We start from the raw sequence: 17269 nt of genomic DNA on the forward strand, positions 1-17269 counted from the left end.
ACGACATGATGACCAAGCCAACTCCTATCCTGTTCGACTGCGATCCCGGCCACGACGACGCCATTGCGCTGGTCATGGCGCATCGGTCGCCGGCCATCGAACTCATCGGCGTCACCACGACCTGCGGCAATGCGGAGGTCGAGAAGACGACCGCCAATGCCTTGCGCATCCTGGAGTATATCGGCGCCGGCGACGTGCCTGTCGCGCAGGGCTGTCACCGTCCGCTGGCGCGCCCGCTGGTGCTCGGCACCGCAGATGGACCAAGCGGGCTCGAGGGCTCGCCCTACCTGCCGCAGGCGACGATCAAGCCGGTTGACCAGCACGCCGTCGATTTCCTGGCCGACAGGCTGCGCGCCGCGCCCGAACCGATCCTGGTCGTCGCCACCGGCCCGCTCAGCAATATCGGCCTGATGATCCTCAAGCACCGCGACGTGCTGCCCAAGATCAAGGAATTGATCTGGATGGGAGGCGTGTTCTACCGCAAGAGCGAGATCATCACGCCGACCGAGTTCAATGCGTTCTGCGACCCCGAAGCGCTTAAGATCGTCCTGGACAGCGGCGTGCCGATCCTGATGGTCGGCCTCGACGTCACCATGCAGGTGCTGATCGAGGCGCCGCAATATGCCGAACTCGCCACCATCGACACGCCGCTCGGCCGGCTCGTCAACGACTGGCTGCTGTTCTACGAGAAGCTGCACCGCAACTCGATGGGCGTCGGCGGCGCCATGCACGATCCCTTGGCGCTGGCGCTGGCCATCGACCCGACATTGGTGCGCACGCGCCCTGCCCATATCGGCGTCGATCTGTCCGGCACCTACGCCTTCGGCGCGACCATCGCCGACTACTGGGGCGAGCGCGGCGAGAAGGACAATGCCCGCATCGCCCATGAGGTCGACGCGGACCGCTTCTTCAAGCTGATGTTCGATCTGCTGCGGGACTGAACGGAGCGCGAGCAGCGCAAGGCAGCGTTTCACGATAGGAATTTTTTCTTGACTTCCTGCCCTCAGCTATGGTACATTTTTGTCTATGGTGCAGATTTGCGCCAATGACCCGCCGAGCAAGGGGGTTTTTCGTCTGGTCCGTCAAATCTCCCTGACAAATTCAGCCGCGTGAGATGTCAGGGTCAGTTGAGCTGGTTGAGGATTCCAGAGCTGCTCGCGACCATCAAACTCCTGTAGATCAGGAACCCTAGCGTACAGATCGCGGCCAGTGAGATCGGCACGCCGAACGGCACCACGCCCTTGCGGTCCAGATGCTGCACGACAAGCCGAAAAGCACCCGCGGGCAGCATGAACGGGTTTTTCACGATCGCCGCGGTCGCCAGGGCGAAAACCAGAAGCAGCACCGAAAACACCGCGAGAGCGCCGCCGCTGATCAGGAATGGCACGACTGCCAGCAGCTTGACATCTCCGGCGCCGATCTTGCGCAAGGCCCAGAAGGGGAAGAGTGCGACGAACAACAGAAGCCCGGCGAGAGCGCTCAGTCCCATGTCCCACCACGAGCCGGACTGGAGCGACAGCAGCAGCAAGCCCCCGGCCCCCAGGCAGAGCAGCAGCAGCACGTCGCGATTGGAAATCTTCTGCGTGGTGAAGTCGAGCCAGGCAATCCTGCCCAGCAGAGGGATGGCGAGCACCTTCAGCAGCACCGCCTCGACCAGCAGCATGCTAGCGCTCGACGTTCTGCACGCTTGACGACAAAAGCTTCAGATTGTTGGCGACGGTCGGGTCGTTGGGCGCCAGTTCGTAAGCCTTGAGGAAGTTCGAGCGCGCATCCTGCAGCTTGCCGCGCAGCAGGTAGGAATAGCCGACATTGTTGTAATATTCGGGCGTCGCGCCGACCAGCTTGAAGGCCCTGGCATAGGCCTTGTCGGACAGGTCGAAGCGGTGAATCCGGTCGGTGCAGGCGGCCAGCCCCATCCAGGCGTTACCATCATTGGGCGCCAGTTGCGTCGCCTTGAAGAACAACGCGCCGGCATTGCCGTAATTTTCGGCGCGGAACTGGTTCTTGGCTTCGGCAACAGCCTGGTCCGAGGCATAATATTCGACATCGCTGACCGTCTTCAGCCCGTCGAAAGCATCGCCAAAGGACGTTACGTCGCCTTTCGACGGCTCGTTGGTGCGGACGACACCATCGGTGGCGTCCGTCTGGCAGCCGGCAAGCAAAACCGTCAACAGGCAGAACGCCGCCGCGATAGCCCTCTTCATACAGATTCCCCCAAGGGTCTCGGACCTCATATTAGAATCAGATCATACACGCAATCAGAAGATAATGCCCCTCATGCGGATGATCACCGGTAGCATGATGACCATCATAACCACAGGGAAGATACAAAGCCCCAACGGAATCATCATTTTCACAGGCAAAGAATTGGCGCGTTCCTCTGCACTCAGGATTCTTTGCCCACGCATCTCGGCGCTATAAACACGCAATGCGTCGGTGAGACTGGTACCGAGTTCTTCCGACTGCCTAAAGAGGACAGCCAGTGCCCGCGCCTCGTCAAGTCCGATGCGATCCGAGAGTTCGCGTAGCGCTTCCCGCAACGGCTTGCCAGCACGCAGTTGCAAATTCATGATCGACAGCTGTATCCCCAGCCATTTGTGGGTGGCGGCCATTTCATGGCTGACGCGTTCGACTGCCCCCTCCAGGCTCATGCCGGCATCGGCGCAGGTGATCATCATATCCATGAAGTCGGGGAAGGCTCGACGATAGATCTGTTTCTGGCTGTTCTCGAAACGGTCGAGCAGAATGGCGGGAAGCACGATGCAGGCCAGGCCGAACAGGGCAGAACCGGCAAGGGTGATGAAACCTGGCAGGTGCGGCGGCAGAACCCGCGACAGGAGCGCATACATTGCCAGAAAGCCGACGCAGACGGCGATCAGGCGACTTAGCGTATAAATTAGCGGTGCGCTTGATTGATAAAAGCCGGCGCGAAACAGCTTCGCCTCCAGGGCGTTTGGCTCTTCTCGCTCCTTCTCGATCGACTTGAAGTAGGCATCGACCGGCCGTTGCGCCGCAAGTTTGGCAAGCTGGTCTTGTCCGAGCATCGATCGGCGGTCTGTAATTCCTTCGCCCATCAGGCTCTGCGCGACGAGTTTTCGTGTCTGCAGAGCCGGGAGGAAGACAAGCGCACCGAACAGGAAGAGGGACACCGCCGCCACAAAGACGGCAATAGACACCAAGAAGCCCAGGTCCATGTTCGAAAACAATTTCTTTCGTCGCTCCCAGTCAAAAATCGAAAGTAACCATCCGGTACATGATGAAGTCGCCAAGCAGCGCCCACAGCCCAAAAATCAGGAATACCGGGAAGATGAGCGGGTTACCCCAGACGGTGCCGTAGTAGGCCGGGGCAACAATTTGAAGTATGAAGAACATCACGACAGGAAACAAGGAGATGATCCATGCGGAGACGCGACCCTCGGCCGAAAGCGCCCTGATTTTCATTCGCAATTTCTGCCGTTCACGCAGTACGGAGGAAAGATTAGTCAGAATTTCGGTCAAATTGCCGCCCGTCTTGGCCTGGATCGACAGCGATACCGACAGCAGCTGAAGGCCCTCGAAGCCGACACGCTGCGAAAGCTTTCGCACGGCCTGCTCGATGCTGAGGCCAAAGGTGATTTCATCGGAGACGATGCCAAACTCCGTGCCCAACGGATCCGGCATTTCGCGCCCGACCAGACCGATCGCTACCGAAGCGGGGTGCCCGGCGCGCAGCGAACGGACGATCATGTCGAGCGCATCCGGCAGCTGTTTGGCAAACTTCCGGATTCGCTTGTTGCGTGCACGCCGGAGGACGAGAAGCGGCAAGACAAGCCCTACGACCAGAAAGACAATGAGCGATGCCAAAGCGGAAAAATTGAAGAGGATCGCCAGCAGCAAAGCCATAGCCATCCCCGCAAGCAGGAAAGTCGCGGCGAACGTCAGGGGATTTCCGGTGATACCGGATTGGGTATAGAGCCTGTTCAACCAGACCATTCCAAAAAGAAAGTCGCCGGAGTCCGTGAGGCCGCGTTCTCGCAGCAACCCTTGCAACGTTTGTTCGGCCGGAACCTCGCCGGCGAGCCGCTTCAGCCGGCGATTAACTGCTAGAGACCGGGAGCGGCGTCCGGCAAATGAAAGATAAAGGGCTTCTCCGGCGAGAATGACCGAAGCCGCCGCCAGCATATAGATAAAGTAAAGTAGAGCTTGACCCGTCGGCATCAGAGGGCAGCCTGCGGGTTGAAGGCGTCCTTGGCAAAATGATGGCCAAGAGTCGCGGCCTCCGGAGCGAAGCGCGGACGGACACCGGTTGCGCGAAAGTCTCCGATGACCTTGCCCTCGGCTGTGACTTCACGGCGGACGAAATGATAGATTTCCTGAAGCTGGACGACATTGCCCTCCATGCCAGTCAGTTCCGATATGGAGGTGACACGCCGGCCGCCGTCCGAAAGACGCTGTGTCTGGACGATGATGTCGATGGCGGAGGCGATCTGCGCCCGGATCGAGTCGTGCGTCATCGGCATGCCGGCCATGCCGACCATCTGCTCGAGCCGCGAGATAGCATCGCGCGGCGTGTTGGCATGAATGGTGGTCATCGAGCCTTCATGGCCGGTGTTCATCGCCTGCAGCATGTCGAAAGCTTCCTCGCCACGCACCTCGCCAACGATGATGCGATCCGGCCGCATGCGCAACGCGTTCTTGAGCAATTCGCGCTGGCGCACCTCGCCCTTGCCCTCGACATTAGGCGGACGCGTCTCCAGCCGCCCGACATGCGGCTGCTGCAATTGCAGTTCGGCCGCATCCTCGATGGTGATTAGCCGCTCCTTCGAGGGTATGTAGCTCGACAATGCATTGAGCAACGTCGTCTTGCCGCTGCCCGTGCCGCCCGAAACCAGGATCGATTTGCGCGACTGGACGGCGATCCGCAGCAGATCGACCATCGGCGGCCGGATGGAGTTGAAAGCCATCAAGCGTTCGAGCGAATAGGGGTTCTTGGAGAACTTGCGGATCGACACCAGTGGGCCGTCCACAGATACCGGTCGCACCGCGATGTTGACGCGGGAGCCGTCTTCCAGCCGCGCATCGACCATCGGCGACGATTCATCGACGCGGCGGCCGATGGCGGAGACGATCTTGTTGATGACGCGCAGCAGATGCGCCTCGTCACGAAACCGAATTGGCGTCTCTTCGACTAGGCCACGCCGCTCGATAAAGACGCGCTTATGCGTGTTGATCAGGATGTCGGTAATGGAATCGTCCTTGAGCAGTGGTTCGATCGGCCCGAGACCCAGCATTTCGTCGGCGGTGTCGCTGGTCAATTGATCGAGTTCGCGGGCATTCAGCGGCACGTTGCGGCCGCGAACGAACTCGCGGACGATCGGACGGATCTCATTCAGGATCTCATCCTTGGACGCGCTTTCGAGAGCGGTCAGGTTGAACCGATCGATAAGGTGGCGATGAATCTCGACCTTGAGCGTCAGGAAATCGTCGCCATACGATTCGATTTCGGCCGCCGGCGAAAGGGCTAGAGCAACAGGCGGCACTGCCAGCGGCTCGACCTTTGTCACTGCCTGCTGCTCGCCTGGCCCTTTGATGAACCGCCCCAGCATAATTGCTTATACTCCCCTTAGTCCCTCATTAGCGGAAACTAACTGTTAACCACGGGAGGCACAAGCGCCCAAGTGATCGGCGTTCCCCGAATACTTTCTACATAGTTAAGATCAAAAGCCTGTAATAACGTGCTTATTTGATATGGCTGCCAGTTCGTGCTCAGCGCGTCGGCACCGCTTTTCAGGCTCTCCCGATTTTTGGGGGCAAACCGCCCGGAAGACGCTGCTAAGCCCCTAGATATAAAGGAATATGCAGTATTACTAATGCTTTCTCAATCTCGCCACATCCGAGGCCAAATTGTGAACGAATGGTTAAGGCGCTTGAAAAATGAGGAGAATCAAGCTGTTGGGTAAAATCAGAACTGTGATCTTCTTGCCGAATCATGTACATGAAAGTTAAGGAACCCTTAATCTCGTTTGACTCCGCGTTTTCTCGGGACCTAGGATCGAGATGACGGGGGATGCTTGGGTATGGTTTTCATCCTTTGCTCTGTCTCGTCGGGTTCCAACCTCCAAAGGGAGAAATTGACATGAACAAGCTCATGACGATGACCCGGCAGTTCCGCGACGATGAAAACGGCGCTGCCATGGTCGAATATTCCATCCTTATCGGCATTATCGCCGTTGCATCGATCCTGACTGTCCTCGCCATTGGCGGATGGGTGAACGGTCGTTTCTCGGCACTCTGCACCGCCCTCGACGGGCATCCGACCGGCACCTGCAATGCCGGGGCCGGCACCGGTTCCTGATGAGCTAGCGATTTTCAGGCCCGGATCAAATCCGGGCCTGAAACCATTCAAGTCACTCGGCCGTTCTTCTGCCTTTTTCGGGGTTTGGGCTTATGCGCGCCAACACACTTATCATGATCGTGCTCGCCGGCGTGTTCGGCGTCCTGGCGGTGGTTCTGGTCAATATCTGGCTGGCTGGCCAGCGTAGCGCCATGGCGCAAACGGGCCTCGTTCAAGGCAGCACAGTCGTCGTAGCGGCAATGCCGCTGAAGTTCGGCGACGCGCTCACCGCAGATAAATTGCGCGAAGTCGCGTGGCCGGCAGGTGCGGTCCCAGCCGGAGCGTTCAAGTCAACTAAGGACCTGTTAGCTGGTGACGCCAAGCAGGCATTGCAAGCGATCGGCGTCAATGAGCCGATTCTTGCTACCAAGATTACTGGCCCCGGCCAACGCGCCACACTATCGGCAGTGCTTGGCGAAGGCATGAAGGCCGTTTCGATCCGCGTCAACGACGTGCTCGGCGTCGCCGGCTTCGTTTTCCCGGGCGATCGAGTCGATATTCTACTCACCCGCACAGCACGCGGCGATGATGGCACGGATAAGAGTTTCGTCGACGTGCTGCTGCAGAGCATGAAGGTGCTCGCCATCGACCAGGTGGCCGACGAAAGCAAGGACAGCCCGACGGTGGTGAAGTCCGTGACGCTCGAGGCCAGCACCAGGGACGCGCAAAAGCTGACGCTGGCGGCAGGCGCCGGCCAATTGTCGTTGGCGCTTCGCCAGGCCGCAGCCAGCCAGGGAGAAACGACCGAACGGGTGACGCTTTCGGACCTGACCGGCGAAACGCCGGCCGATGTCGCCGCCAGGCAGGCGGAGCTCGACAGGAAGGCGGCAGCGGAAGCCGAAGCTGCAGCCGAGCGCAAGCGCGCCGAGGACAAGATTGCCGGGTTGACCCAGGCAGTGGAGCGGGTGGGAAGCCGTCTCGACGAACTGGGCAAGGTAAAGCCTGCTCCGGCCGTGGCGCCCGAAGTCGTTAAGGAAGTGGTCAAATATGTCACACCCGAGCCACCGGCGCGTGCTACTGTGGGCGTTTTTCGGGGCGTGAAGCTTGAAACATACGACGTGCCGCGACAACAATAACAGAGTGCGGCGAAACGGAACGGGCTGCCGCCGGCAGCGAGTGGGGAGACGGGGATGCAGGGGTCTTGGTTGAGGGTGGCGGCCGCGTTGTCCTGTCTGGCAGCGCTGTTTCTGTCGAGCCTGGGGGCTGGTGCGGCCGACCGTTTCATCGACGTGTCTACCCCCAGCGTCCATCGTATCTTCCTGCCGATGTCGCAATCGGTAACGATCCAGGTGAGTGCCAATCTGGGCGATATCGTCGTCGGCGACGAGAAGATCGCCGATGCCCAGCCGATGACCGACCGAACGCTTTATGTCATAGGCAAGGGCGCCGGCACCACCACGGTCAATCTGTTTTCCACGGACAAGCGTTCGCTGGGCGCCCTCCAGATCGAGGTCGGCGTCGACGTCAGCGACATGGCGCAGGCGATCCGCCAGGTGGCGCCAAAGTCGCGCATCGAAATCGGCTCGGTCAACGGCAGGGTCAGGCTTGGCGGCCATGTCAAGGATGGCGCCACGCTGGCGTCCATCATGGAGGTGGCGCAGCAATATGGTCCCGACGCCATCATAAATTCCGTCATCGTCGACGACAGCCAGCAGGTGAATCTCGAGGTCCGCGTGCTCGAGGCCAAGCGCAATACCGGGCGCGACGTCGGCGTCTCGATCAGGAGCACAAACGGTAGCGGCACGTCGCGCACCGGAACCGGCATTGCCGCCGTCGACGAAGACGATGTGGTGCTTGGACCGGGCGGTCTGCTTAGCGGTCTACTGTCGAACAGTAGTCCCTTCGCGGCGCTGATCACCCGCGTTATTGACAGCAACATCAAGGTCGACCTGATCATTGAAGCGCTTGAGGCCAAGGGGGCTGTGCGCACGCTGGCGAACCCCAATCTCACCACCCTTTCCGGTGAGCCGGCCAGCTTCAACGCCGGCGGCGAAGTGCCTATCCGTGTCATCGGCACCGATGGCGAGGTAACCATCACGTACAAGCAATTCGGCGTCAATCTGCTGTTCACGCCGGTCGTACTCGACGACGGCAAGATCCATATGAAGCTGGCGCCGGAAGTGAGTGACCTCACCGGTTTCACCACTGCCGGCGACCCGATCTTCACCAACCGCAAGCTGGAAACTGTCGTTGAGCTGCGCGACGGCCAGAGCTTCGCCGTCGGCGGACTTCTGTCCAGCAAGACCACCAAGCTCCAGAACCAGGTGCCCTGGCTTGGCCAGGTGCCTGTCATCGGGACGCTGTTTCGCAATTCGAGCAACCAGAAGGAAGAAACCGAGCTCGTGGTCATCGTCACGCCGCATATCGTGCGGCCGGTGAAACCCGGCGAGCAGCTGGCGACACCGTTCGACAAGACCCGGCCCGCCAACGATCCGGAATTCTTCGTGCTCGGCCAGCTCGAGGTGAACAAGGACATGATCCGAAAATACGAAACGGGCGACGGCGTCACCGGCCCCTATGGCCACATGCTCGACTTCAAATCGAAGGACAAGATGCTCTATGTCAAGAAATAGCGCCTTGATCCTCATTGTGTGCGTCGGTGCGCTGTCGGGCTGCGCCGCGGACTATCTGAATCACTACGATTCGGTGACCTTGGCCGCCGGCGACACGCAGAAATTCAATTCGATGCTGCAGACGGTCGACCCGCTCAACCCGGCGTCCCGGAACACCCATATCGAAGGCGACGGCACGCGCGCCGCCGCTGTTGCCCACAATTACAAATTTCCACCGCCACCCCCGCCGCCGCCGGCGATCACGGTCAATGTCGGCGGGTCGGGTGTGACACCGTGAACTGAACGGAAGGATGCGGAGGGCGCCGGGCATGCGAGGAGCCCTGGCGCGAGGTGAAAGAGAGTAGGGTCATGTTGGGGACCATTCGAGCCTTCTGGAACGATCAACGCGGCGTCGCGATGATCCTCGTGGCTATCATGCTGCCCGTGCTTATCGGCTTCGCTCTGTTGGCTATCGATATGAGCCGGGCCAACGGACTGCATAACGATCTGCAGAAGGGTGTCGATGCGCTCGCGCTTGCGACCGCTGCGGAACTGGATGGCAGAGCGGATTCAATCGACCGAGCGAACCGGGCGATGACGACCCTACTCACCAACAAAACCAAGTTTTCTACCTCTGACGATCCCACTTCTCACGATCACACGCTCGCCGTGGCTGATGTGACCGTCACATATCTGACGGGAATACCCGCCGACGACAGCACCACTTTGAGCGCCGCCGGTGTCGATTCTACCGGCCATGACTGGTCAAGCACCGATCCCAAAGCTGTGACATTCTCCCTGGTGACGGTGAACGCTTCCGGCTTGGCGGATGGCGCAGGTGCCTTCGCGACGATATTCCCGGCAAGCTTTCTAGGCGGCAGCGACACCATGGATTTAAGGCCACAGGCTGTGGCCGGATTTGTCCAGTCGATCTGCGAAACGGTGCCGATCTTCATGTGCAATCCGTTCGAGACGACCGACCCGTCGACCAGCAAGACCATCCAGCAAGCTTTTGCAGCCGGGCTCACCTACAGCCGCGAACTCCGCGTCCTCAAGGTCGACAGCAACCCCGGCCCCGGCAATTTCGGACTGATCGACAACAATCTCGCGTCACTGCGGGACGCGCTCGCTGTCGGAACCGCGGGCACCTGCTATCAACGCGATAAGCTCACCACTAAGACCGGCGTCACCCTGGGCCAGGTCAACGCTGGTCTCAATGTACGCTTCGACATCTACAGCACTTCGCTGAAGAGCCATGACACCGATTGGCAATATCGGCCGGCGAGCAATGTGCGCAAGGGCGTCGATAAGACCGCGAACTGCAACAAATACAAGACCAACACAGACGGAACAGCGATGGCGCTGCCGCCGGGCGACAGCTTCGATTCCGCCACCGGGATGACGAATTCGACCTGGGATCGCACCAATTACTGGCTGATCAACCATGGTGCCGCATATCCCTCCGTCCCTAGCACCACCAACCCGACCGGCGCCTCTGTGCCGGCTTCCAGATATGACGTCTACAAATACGAGATTGCGAACGGACTCGTCGGGGACAAGTCCCCCGCGCCGACAAAGGAAAGCGGCGTTCCAGCCTGTTTCAAAGGCACAACGCCGACCTCGGATCCCGATCGCCGTCTGCTCAACATGGCGATCGTCGACTGCATCGCCAACCAAGCCAAGATCAATGGCCATGTCCAACTCAAGCCTGATGGCTATGCCAGTGTCTTTATAAACAGCCCCATCCAGAAGCAGGACAACAGCAAGGACGATGAGGACACCACGGCCGGTGAGAAACCTATCAGCCTGGAGATCGCCGATGTCGATGGAGGGTTTGCCAACAACACCCTTTTAGACAAAGCATTCCGCAACGAAGCCCAGTTGTATCGGTAGAGTCGACATGACCAGGTTCGGCAAAATCATCAGGCGGTTCCGAGGCGACGAAAATGGCGCTGCTTTGGTGGAAGCCGCGATCACCATACCACTCGTGTTGCTGTTGTCGGCCGGTGTGTTTGAGTTCTCCAACATCCTGAACACGCGCCTGCTTCTCGAAGCCGGTGTTGAGGATGCGGCTCGCTACATGGCACGATGCAGTAGCGATTGGGCGACTTGCAAGGGCCGGGCCGAAAACCTTGCAGCCAATGGGGCGGTCGCCAACGGCAGCGCCAGAGTGACCGGATGGCTGCCGACGGCAGTTGAGATCACCACGGCGGCCTCGCTGGACGCGGTTGATGTGGCCACGGGCACGCAGCTTTATCTTAGCAGCAAGAGCACTGTCGATGTCGTGGACGTCACTACCTCCTATTCTTATTCAGGCGTCTGGTCGTCTCTTGGCTTTGGTGCTGTCACGCTGAGCGTGTCCCATCAGGAACGAGTTATTGGATGGTGACGGAGCGCATCAAGTTTTGGGCCAACCAGTCCGGAGCGACTATGGTCGAAATGGCCATAGTGATGCCGCTACTGTTGACGCTTCTGCTTGGCTTCGTCGATTTCGGCTACGCCTTTTACCAATGGAATGCAGGGAACAAAGCGGTGCAAGCCGGCGCAAGGCTGGCGCAGATTTCCACCCCCGTCGCCAGCGGGCTGCTACTCGAAACAATTACGCAGAGCGATGCAACCAAAGTCGGAACAGCGGTTCCCGCAAACACTTACAATTATGTCTGTACGGCCAATTCCGCTGGAAGCGTTACTTGCACTTGTGGCACAGGCGCCACGTGCCAGAACCTTAATGTGAGCCAGGCCGCCTTTGATTTCATTTTCAGCGGCAACAGCAACCGGGCAGGAATGCAGACATTCCTGCCGATGCTGGCGAAGTCCGAGGTGCGGATACAATATCAAGCGTCCGGCCTCGGCTACTGGACGCGCCCCAGTGGACCGGTGCCGACCATCACCGTCAGCATCACCAATCATCCCTTCCAGTTCTTCTTCCTCGGATTCGCAAACATCACCATGCCCTCCATGCTGAGCACGGTCACGGGCGAAGACATGAAAAGTACCTGGCCATGAATGCCATCAACACCAAGGTTACACCGACCAAGCGCAAGCAGGTGGCGCTGTTCTCGTCGGATCCGAATTTCAAGCGCGATGTTGCAACGCGGCTCGATGCGCTGGCGATCTATGACGTCAGGGTTTCCGAGACGAGCGACTTTCTCAAGGGGCCGCCCGCCGACACGCGCCCGGGCATCGTCATTCTCGATCTCGGCAATGGCGAGTTGCTCGGCAGGCCCGGCATCGTCGAGGCGCGCGCGCTTTGGGCTGATGTGCCGTTGATCGCGGTTTCCGACGAGCTGACGTCGGAACGGACGCGCGTGCTGGTGCGCATGAACGCCTCGGACTGGCTGCACAAGCCGCTCGACGGCAAGGAGCTGCTCAACGCGGTGACCTTCCACGACACCGGCAACCAGGGAACGAAAAGCCGGATCATCACCTTCATCGGCGCCAGCGGTGGCGCGGGTGCGACGACGCTGGCGCTGTCGGCGGCCGAATTCCTGGCCTCGAAATCGACTGAGCGCGCGGCTTCCACCTGTCTGGTCGATCTCGATTTCCAGAGCGCCAATTGCGGCGCCTATCTCAATTTGTTCAACCAGTTCGATCTTGCCGGCATCATCGGCCAGCCGGAACGGCTCGATGTCGAACTGATGGACGTGATCAAGCTGTCGCGCCCGTCCGGGCTCACGCTCTACGCATTCGAGCGGCCGCAACTGCCGTTCGAGCCGCATGGCAGCGATTTCGTCTTCCGGCTGCTCGACCTCGTCGCCTACCGCTTCGACGACATCGTCATCGACCTGCCCAACCTCGAAACGCCTTGGCACAATTCCGTGCTGTCGACGAGCGACGAGATCTTCATCGTCTTCGAGCTCAACGTCGCGTCGCTGCGGCAAGGCAAGCGGCTCTACAAGAAGATCCGCGAGCTGCGCGGCAATGCGGTCTCGATCACGCTGGTCGCCAACAAGCACAAACGCAAATGGTTCGGGAACCATTTTTCGCGCAGCGAGCTCGAGAAGATCTTCAAGGCGCCGCACATCAAGTCGGTCGCGCTGGACAACGCGCTTCTGACCGACGCGCTGAACAGGGCCATCCCGCCATCGGAAGTGGATGGACGGGCGCGCTTCAACAAGGATCTGAAGCGGATGTTCAAAGAGCGGCTCGATGACGCTGCCCGATAGATATCGGATCGTCCCAAAGCTCGCCGGCGCCTGCGTGCTCGGCGTGGCGCTGGCGCTGTCCGTCCACGACTTCGCCGAGGCGCGATCGGGACTTGTCGAGCGGCCGCCGCTGCCGGCGATGGGCCCCAGCCTGCGCAAGGCCGTCGCCTTCGCAACCGCCGAGCAGCCGGGAACGATCATCATCCGCAAGGACGAGAAGGCGCTTTACCTGGTGACCCGCCAGGGCCAGGCGCTGCGCTACCAGATCAGCGTCGGGCGCGACGGGTTCGGCTGGACGGGCGTCGTCAAGGTCGGGGCGAAGACCGAATGGCCGGAGTGGCGCCCGCCGCAGGAAATGCGGGCCCGCCAGCCGGAGCTGCCGAAAATGGTGCCCGCCGGCCCCTACAACCCGCTCGGCGCAAGGGCGCTCTACCTGTCGCGGGACGGGCGCGACACGCTCTACCGCATTCACGGCACCAACGCCCCGTCGGGTGTCGGCTTCGACGGGACATCGGGCTGTTTTCGTCTCACCAACACGGATGTGATCGATCTTTTCAAACGCGTCGCTGTCGGCGCAAAGGTGGTGGTCCAATGACGATGATCAGCGAACCGGACATGCCGGCGATCGATATCGGAAACCAGGAACAGCGCGACCCGGTTGCCACCGGGAAACCCAGCAAGGCAAAGACGATCGGCGTCATCGTCGCCGGTGGCGCGCTTCTGATCACCGCGGTCAACATGGCGGCCGCGGTCTATCTCTATCGGGGCATGAGCGACCTGCGTTTCGTCGAAGCGCGGCTGGAGCAGCTCGGCGCGTTCGAGCAGCGGATCGCGGCCCGGCTCGACACGGTCAACAACGGTTTTCAGAGCCGGTTCGAGAAACTGGACAGCCAGCTGCAAGGCAGCTTCAACGAGATCGATGGCAACATTGCCCGGTTGGGGCGCAATGTGCCGGTCGCCGGTGGCGAGACCATGCCGGGTGCGCAAGAACCGTCCGAGATCGCCACCAGCACGCTGGCACAAGCGCCCGAAGCCCTCGACGGCGAGAGCGCGAGCGAACCCGGCGTCATCGAAGCGCCCGCACCCAGGAAGAGAATCGCATCGGCCTCGCCCCCTGCTCCAAGCTCCAACTACCAGCGCATCCAGCAGCCCGACGGCAAGGTCTATTACCGCCGGATCAACTAGACGCCATATATTGCTCTAGAGATCGCGCTGCAGCGCCAGGATGCGGATGGTCCGGACGGACCGCTCCCGCGCCTCAGTGAGGAAGGCGATGTGGCAGTAGGCACAGGCCACGATGCCCAAAAGCAGAACCAGGCTGTTCTTCAAGGTGAAATCGACGGCCAGCGAATACGGAAGACCCTTGGGCGAGGTGAATTCGGCAATCGTGCTCGCCGTTTCCGAATGGCTGCCGACGGCGATCATCAGGCCAGCGAAAATCAAGGCGACGTGGTTGGCGAGGAACGAGAATGCCGACTTTTTGGTGTGGCACGCCACCCAGCAGACGATCGCTGCCGCGGCGAGAATGACGGCGTCGAGAGCCATGGAGCCGCCCAGCCAGACATCGACCTGCTGCCAAAGCACCGTCGACAGAGGGCGCAGTTCAAGCCATAGCCGCCATGCGGTGGGGCTGGCTGGGTATGTGCCCAGCAACAAGGTCGCAATGCGCTCCCCTGCCAGGAGCGCCAGAATGAGAAACGGAAAGGCGAAAAGCAGAAGCGGCTTGCGTTTCATGTTCCCTCGACAATCTGCAAGCCAGGATAGGCCGTATAGATTGCTCAAGGCTTAACAGCCTACTTCCGGCCCTCTCCCGATTGCGAGCGTTCGAGGACGGCGAAGAAGATCACGGTGAGCAGAAGGACGATCAGCAGCAGCACGAACGCGGCTGCCGCGCCTTCGTTGAGCGAAAGGCCGAGAAAGGCACGGCGATAGGCAAAGAAGCTCAGCACCTCGGTCGCATTGCCTGGCCCGCCCTTGGTCAGGACATAGGGCAGATCGTAGGTCCGGAACTCGTTGATCAGCTGGATGATGATGGTGATCGCCGCGACCGGCCGAAGCATCGGCAGCGTGATGTAGAAGAATTGCTGCCAGCCGCGCGCGCCGTCCACTTCAGCCGCCTCATAGGGATCGCGCGGCAAAGCAGCGAGCCCCGCGGCGAGGATCAGCACGACGAAGGACATTTGCTGCCAGATGTCGATCGCCGCCATCGTCCAGAGCGCCATGCCTGGCGTGCCCAGCCAGTCGAGGCGCGGCAGGCCGAACGTTTCCATCAGATGATTGGCGATGCCGAGATTGGGCTGGAGCAGCATGCGCCAGATCAAGGCGACGCTGATCGGCGACATCGCCATGGGAATGGTCAGAACCGCGAAATAGACCGGCTTCATCCGGACCGTCCGGTTGAGCATCAGGGCGATGCCGAGCCCGATCACGAATTCGCCGACAACCGTCACCGCCGAATAGCGCACGGTGAGCCAGAGCGCGTTCCAGAACAGCTCATCGCCGATCATCGAGGCGAAATTCTTGAACCCGACAAGCGGCAGAAGCTGCGGCTTGATCAAGGTCATCGAGGAGATCGAGAGGATGCAGGCATAGGCCAGCGGAAAGCCCATCACGATCGCCAGCAGCAGCAGGCCGGGCAAGGCAAAGGCCCAGCCGGTCCGCCACTCGCGGCCACGGGCAGCCCATCCTTTTTTGATCGCATTGTGCATCGTAGCCGAGCCTTGGTCGGGGTGGCGTTGCTGATCTCGTCAAGATCCGGGGTCTGGACAAGATCCGGCGCGGCTGACACCGCCGCGCCGGATCTCCTTGCCGAGCCGGACCGCTATTTATCGAGGAGCCCCTGCAAGCCGTCGGAAGCCGCCTTCAGCGCCGCGTCCGATGTCGCCTGGCCGCCAGCCGCCAGCGAGAGCTGGGTACCGAGCAGATCCTCGTATTGCGCCGAATAGGTGAAGATCGGGAACGACTTGCCGGTCGCCACCACATCCTCGGCGGTCTTGTAGAAGGGATATTTCGCCAGCACCGCCGCATCGGCATAGACATCGCTGCGCACGGGCGCGTGGCCCTCGAGCGCGCGCTTCACCGAAACATCCTTGCTCTGCACCCACTGGATGAAGGTCCAGGCGGCTTCCTGCTCTTCCGGCGACGTGTTCTTGGGAATGCCCCAGCCCCAACCGCCGCTTTCGCCGTGGCCACCCGGCATCACCGACAGGCCGACCTTGCCGGCGACCGTCGGACACTTCACGGCATCGTCCATCTGCGGCAGCATCCACCAATAGGTGACCATGCTGAAGGCCGAACCGCTGCACATCAGGCGCATGGTGTCATCGAGCGTCGCCGACACGGCACCCTGCTGGGCGCCGTGCTGGATGTTGTCGACATAGAGATCGAGCGCCTTCTTGGCCTCTGCCGTGTCGAGGCTCGCCTTGCCGTCGGCATTGAGATAGCTGCCGCCGGCGGAGAACAGGTAATTGGAGAATTCCATGCTGTTGGGATCGCCGCGCTGGCCCTGCATCGCGGCTCCGGCGACGCCGGCATTGGCCTTCATGAATTTGGAAATCGTCACATAGTCTTCGGGCGTCGTCGGCAAAGCGAGCTCCTTGCCGGTTGCCGTCTTGTAGGCGGCCTTGAGCTTCTCGTCGCCGATCAGGTCCGTGCGGTAGAGGAGGCCCATCGAGTAGTTGTACATGGGCACCAGAAACAGCTGGTCCTTGGTCCGGCCGAGCAGGTCAAGCGTCGAGGGAATGAAGGGGCTCAGATCGTATTTGGATTTCTCGACGAAGGGTTTCAGATCGGCGAGCCAGCCGGCGGCCGGAAATTCGCCGGCCCACAGGAAGTCGACCTCGAGCACATTGTAGTAGCTCTGCGGCGCGGTCAGCTGGGACACCAGCTTGTCGTGCATGTCGGGATAGCCGATCTTCTCGAACTCGACCTTGATGCCGGTCTGCTTCTCGAATTCGGGCAACAGCGCTTCGATGATCTTGGTTTCCGGCACGTCCTCCATCAAGGCGTGCAAGGTGATGGGCTCAGCCGCCCTGGCCGGAAGCGATGCGCTGACAACAGCTGCCCCGCTCACGGCCGTCATCAGCATTTTGATCAAGGTCTGCTTGTTCCAAGTCATAACTCTCTACTCCTCTTTCCCTCTGGACGCGGCGGTGATCCCGCCACGATTTCCTAACCGGCTAGCGAGCCATGTCGGCTCT

Annotated in this window: 19 protein-coding genes; 11 read left to right on the forward strand and 8 right to left on the reverse strand. The window is 60.6% G+C overall.

Features of this window, described 5'->3' with window-relative positions:
- The first annotated feature begins 5 nt into the window (after window positions 1-5).
- Window positions 6-941, forward strand: a complete 936-nt coding sequence (locus tag NKH97_RS05835) for a nucleoside hydrolase (RefSeq protein WP_013530291.1) — start codon at window positions 6-8, stop codon at window positions 939-941.
- A gap of 182 nt (window positions 942-1123) precedes the next feature.
- Here NKH97_RS05835 and NKH97_RS05840 read toward each other — a convergent pair whose 3' ends face one another.
- The 5 genes from NKH97_RS05840 to NKH97_RS05860 are packed head-to-tail and all read right to left on the reverse strand — an operon-like array spanning window position 1124 to window position 5585.
- Window positions 1124-1663, reverse strand: a complete 540-nt coding sequence (locus tag NKH97_RS05840; RefSeq protein WP_352795711.1) for a prepilin peptidase — start codon at window positions 1661-1663, stop codon at window positions 1124-1126.
- 1 nt (window position 1664) lies between these two features.
- Window positions 1665-2204, reverse strand: coding sequence for a tetratricopeptide repeat protein (locus NKH97_RS05845; RefSeq protein ID WP_127807801.1), 540 nt, complete (start codon window positions 2202-2204; stop codon window positions 1665-1667).
- Window positions 2205-2258: 54 nt separating this feature from the next.
- Complete coding sequence (locus tag NKH97_RS05850; protein ID WP_352795713.1) at window positions 2259-3194, reverse strand: type II secretion system F family protein; 936 nt, start codon at window positions 3192-3194, stop codon at window positions 2259-2261.
- 31 nt (window positions 3195-3225) lie between these two features.
- Window positions 3226-4197: a type II secretion system F family protein gene (locus NKH97_RS05855; protein WP_023809112.1), complete on the reverse strand. Its 972-nt coding sequence runs from the start codon at window positions 4195-4197 to the stop codon at window positions 3226-3228.
- Entirely contained in the window at window positions 4197-5585 is a 1389-nt protein-coding gene (locus NKH97_RS05860) for a TadA family conjugal transfer-associated ATPase (RefSeq protein ID WP_352795715.1), read from the reverse strand. Before NKH97_RS05860 ends, NKH97_RS05855 begins: the two co-directional genes overlap by 1 nt.
- Before the next feature lie 530 nt (window positions 5586-6115).
- Here NKH97_RS05860 and NKH97_RS05865 point away from each other — a divergent pair.
- From NKH97_RS05865 to NKH97_RS05910, 10 genes are all read left to right on the forward strand, one after another.
- Window positions 6116-6334, forward strand: a complete 219-nt coding sequence (locus NKH97_RS05865; protein ID WP_023809114.1) for a Flp family type IVb pilin — start codon at window positions 6116-6118, stop codon at window positions 6332-6334.
- Window positions 6335-6426: 92 nt separating this feature from the next.
- The gene (gene cpaB, locus NKH97_RS05870; RefSeq protein ID WP_352795717.1) at window positions 6427-7449 is read left to right on the forward strand and encodes a Flp pilus assembly protein CpaB; all 1023 of its coding nucleotides are present in this window, start codon (window positions 6427-6429) and stop codon (window positions 7447-7449) included.
- Between the two features lie 54 nt (window positions 7450-7503).
- A complete protein-coding gene (locus NKH97_RS05875) occupies window positions 7504-8946 on the forward strand; it encodes a type II and III secretion system protein family protein (RefSeq protein ID WP_352795718.1) in 1443 nt (480 codons plus the stop codon).
- 4 nt (window positions 8947-8950) lie between these two features.
- The gene (locus tag NKH97_RS05880; RefSeq protein ID WP_245273062.1) at window positions 8951-9223 is read left to right on the forward strand and encodes a hypothetical protein; all 273 of its coding nucleotides are present in this window, start codon (window positions 8951-8953) and stop codon (window positions 9221-9223) included.
- Between the two features lie 71 nt (window positions 9224-9294).
- Window positions 9295-10818: a TadE/TadG family type IV pilus assembly protein gene (locus NKH97_RS05885; RefSeq protein WP_081734744.1), complete on the forward strand. Its 1524-nt coding sequence runs from the start codon at window positions 9295-9297 to the stop codon at window positions 10816-10818.
- A gap of 7 nt (window positions 10819-10825) precedes the next feature.
- Window positions 10826-11314 carry a TadE/TadG family type IV pilus assembly protein gene (locus NKH97_RS05890; RefSeq protein WP_023809119.1) on the forward strand — a complete coding sequence of 163 codons (489 nt, stop codon included), beginning with the start codon at window positions 10826-10828 and terminating at the stop codon, window positions 11312-11314.
- Window positions 11308-11931, forward strand: coding sequence for a TadE/TadG family type IV pilus assembly protein (locus NKH97_RS05895; protein WP_023809120.1), 624 nt, complete (start codon window positions 11308-11310; stop codon window positions 11929-11931). The genes NKH97_RS05890 and NKH97_RS05895 overlap by 7 nt, the downstream gene beginning before the upstream one ends.
- Window positions 11928-13091, forward strand: a complete 1164-nt coding sequence (locus tag NKH97_RS05900) for a CpaE/TadZ family protein (RefSeq protein ID WP_352795719.1) — start codon at window positions 11928-11930, stop codon at window positions 13089-13091. Before NKH97_RS05895 ends, NKH97_RS05900 begins: the two co-directional genes overlap by 4 nt.
- Complete coding sequence (locus NKH97_RS05905; protein ID WP_352795720.1) at window positions 13075-13665, forward strand: L,D-transpeptidase; 591 nt, start codon at window positions 13075-13077, stop codon at window positions 13663-13665. Before NKH97_RS05900 ends, NKH97_RS05905 begins: the two co-directional genes overlap by 17 nt.
- Window positions 13662-14255 carry a hypothetical protein gene (locus tag NKH97_RS05910; RefSeq protein WP_352795721.1) on the forward strand — a complete coding sequence of 198 codons (594 nt, stop codon included), beginning with the start codon at window positions 13662-13664 and terminating at the stop codon, window positions 14253-14255. Before NKH97_RS05905 ends, NKH97_RS05910 begins: the two co-directional genes overlap by 4 nt.
- Window positions 14256-14270: 15 nt before the next feature.
- Here NKH97_RS05910 and NKH97_RS05915 read toward each other — a convergent pair whose 3' ends face one another.
- The 3 genes from NKH97_RS05915 to NKH97_RS05925 form a co-directional block, all read right to left on the reverse strand.
- The gene (locus NKH97_RS05915) at window positions 14271-14804 is read right to left on the reverse strand and encodes a hypothetical protein (RefSeq protein WP_352795723.1); all 534 of its coding nucleotides are present in this window, start codon (window positions 14802-14804) and stop codon (window positions 14271-14273) included.
- Window positions 14805-14863: 59 nt separating this feature from the next.
- Complete coding sequence (locus NKH97_RS05920) at window positions 14864-15778, reverse strand: carbohydrate ABC transporter permease (protein ID WP_127395315.1); 915 nt, start codon at window positions 15776-15778, stop codon at window positions 14864-14866.
- Between the two features lie 113 nt (window positions 15779-15891).
- Entirely contained in the window at window positions 15892-17187 is a 1296-nt protein-coding gene (locus NKH97_RS05925; RefSeq protein ID WP_352795725.1) for an extracellular solute-binding protein, read from the reverse strand.
- Window positions 17188-17269 lie beyond the last annotated feature (82 nt).

The organism is Mesorhizobium sp. M0870 (assembly GCF_040319775.1).
GTDB lineage: Bacteria > Pseudomonadota > Alphaproteobacteria > Rhizobiales > Rhizobiaceae > Mesorhizobium.

What these genes read in the sequence shown, in the direction of transcription:
- NKH97_RS05835 (WP_013530291.1), top strand. Translation starts at nt 6, where the DNA reads ATGATGACCAAGCCAACTCCTATCCTGTTCGACTGCGATCCCGGCCAC.
- NKH97_RS05840 (WP_352795711.1), bottom strand. Translation starts at nt 1,663, where the DNA reads ATGCTGCTGGTCGAGGCGGTGCTGCTGAAGGTGCTCGCCATCCCTCTG.
- NKH97_RS05845 (WP_127807801.1), bottom strand. Translation starts at nt 2,204, where the DNA reads ATGAAGAGGGCTATCGCGGCGGCGTTCTGCCTGTTGACGGTTTTGCTT.
- NKH97_RS05850 (WP_352795713.1), bottom strand. Translation starts at nt 3,194, where the DNA reads ATGGACCTGGGCTTCTTGGTGTCTATTGCCGTCTTTGTGGCGGCGGTG.
- NKH97_RS05855 (WP_023809112.1), bottom strand. Translation starts at nt 4,197, where the DNA reads ATGCCGACGGGTCAAGCTCTACTTTACTTTATCTATATGCTGGCGGCG.
- NKH97_RS05860 (WP_352795715.1), bottom strand. Translation starts at nt 5,585, where the DNA reads ATGCTGGGGCGGTTCATCAAAGGGCCAGGCGAGCAGCAGGCAGTGACA.
- NKH97_RS05865 (WP_023809114.1), top strand. Translation starts at nt 6,116, where the DNA reads ATGAACAAGCTCATGACGATGACCCGGCAGTTCCGCGACGATGAAAAC.
- cpaB (WP_352795717.1), top strand. Translation starts at nt 6,427, where the DNA reads ATGCGCGCCAACACACTTATCATGATCGTGCTCGCCGGCGTGTTCGGC.
- NKH97_RS05875 (WP_352795718.1), top strand. Translation starts at nt 7,504, where the DNA reads ATGCAGGGGTCTTGGTTGAGGGTGGCGGCCGCGTTGTCCTGTCTGGCA.
- NKH97_RS05885 (WP_081734744.1), top strand. Translation starts at nt 9,295, where the DNA reads ATGTTGGGGACCATTCGAGCCTTCTGGAACGATCAACGCGGCGTCGCG.
- NKH97_RS05890 (WP_023809119.1), top strand. Translation starts at nt 10,826, where the DNA reads ATGACCAGGTTCGGCAAAATCATCAGGCGGTTCCGAGGCGACGAAAAT.
- NKH97_RS05895 (WP_023809120.1), top strand. Translation starts at nt 11,308, where the DNA reads ATGGTGACGGAGCGCATCAAGTTTTGGGCCAACCAGTCCGGAGCGACT.
- NKH97_RS05900 (WP_352795719.1), top strand. Translation starts at nt 11,928, where the DNA reads ATGAATGCCATCAACACCAAGGTTACACCGACCAAGCGCAAGCAGGTG.
- NKH97_RS05905 (WP_352795720.1), top strand. Translation starts at nt 13,075, where the DNA reads ATGACGCTGCCCGATAGATATCGGATCGTCCCAAAGCTCGCCGGCGCC.
- NKH97_RS05910 (WP_352795721.1), top strand. Translation starts at nt 13,662, where the DNA reads ATGACGATGATCAGCGAACCGGACATGCCGGCGATCGATATCGGAAAC.
- NKH97_RS05915 (WP_352795723.1), bottom strand. Translation starts at nt 14,804, where the DNA reads ATGAAACGCAAGCCGCTTCTGCTTTTCGCCTTTCCGTTTCTCATTCTG.
- NKH97_RS05920 (WP_127395315.1), bottom strand. Translation starts at nt 15,778, where the DNA reads ATGCACAATGCGATCAAAAAAGGATGGGCTGCCCGTGGCCGCGAGTGG.
- NKH97_RS05925 (WP_352795725.1), bottom strand. Translation starts at nt 17,187, where the DNA reads ATGACTTGGAACAAGCAGACCTTGATCAAAATGCTGATGACGGCCGTG.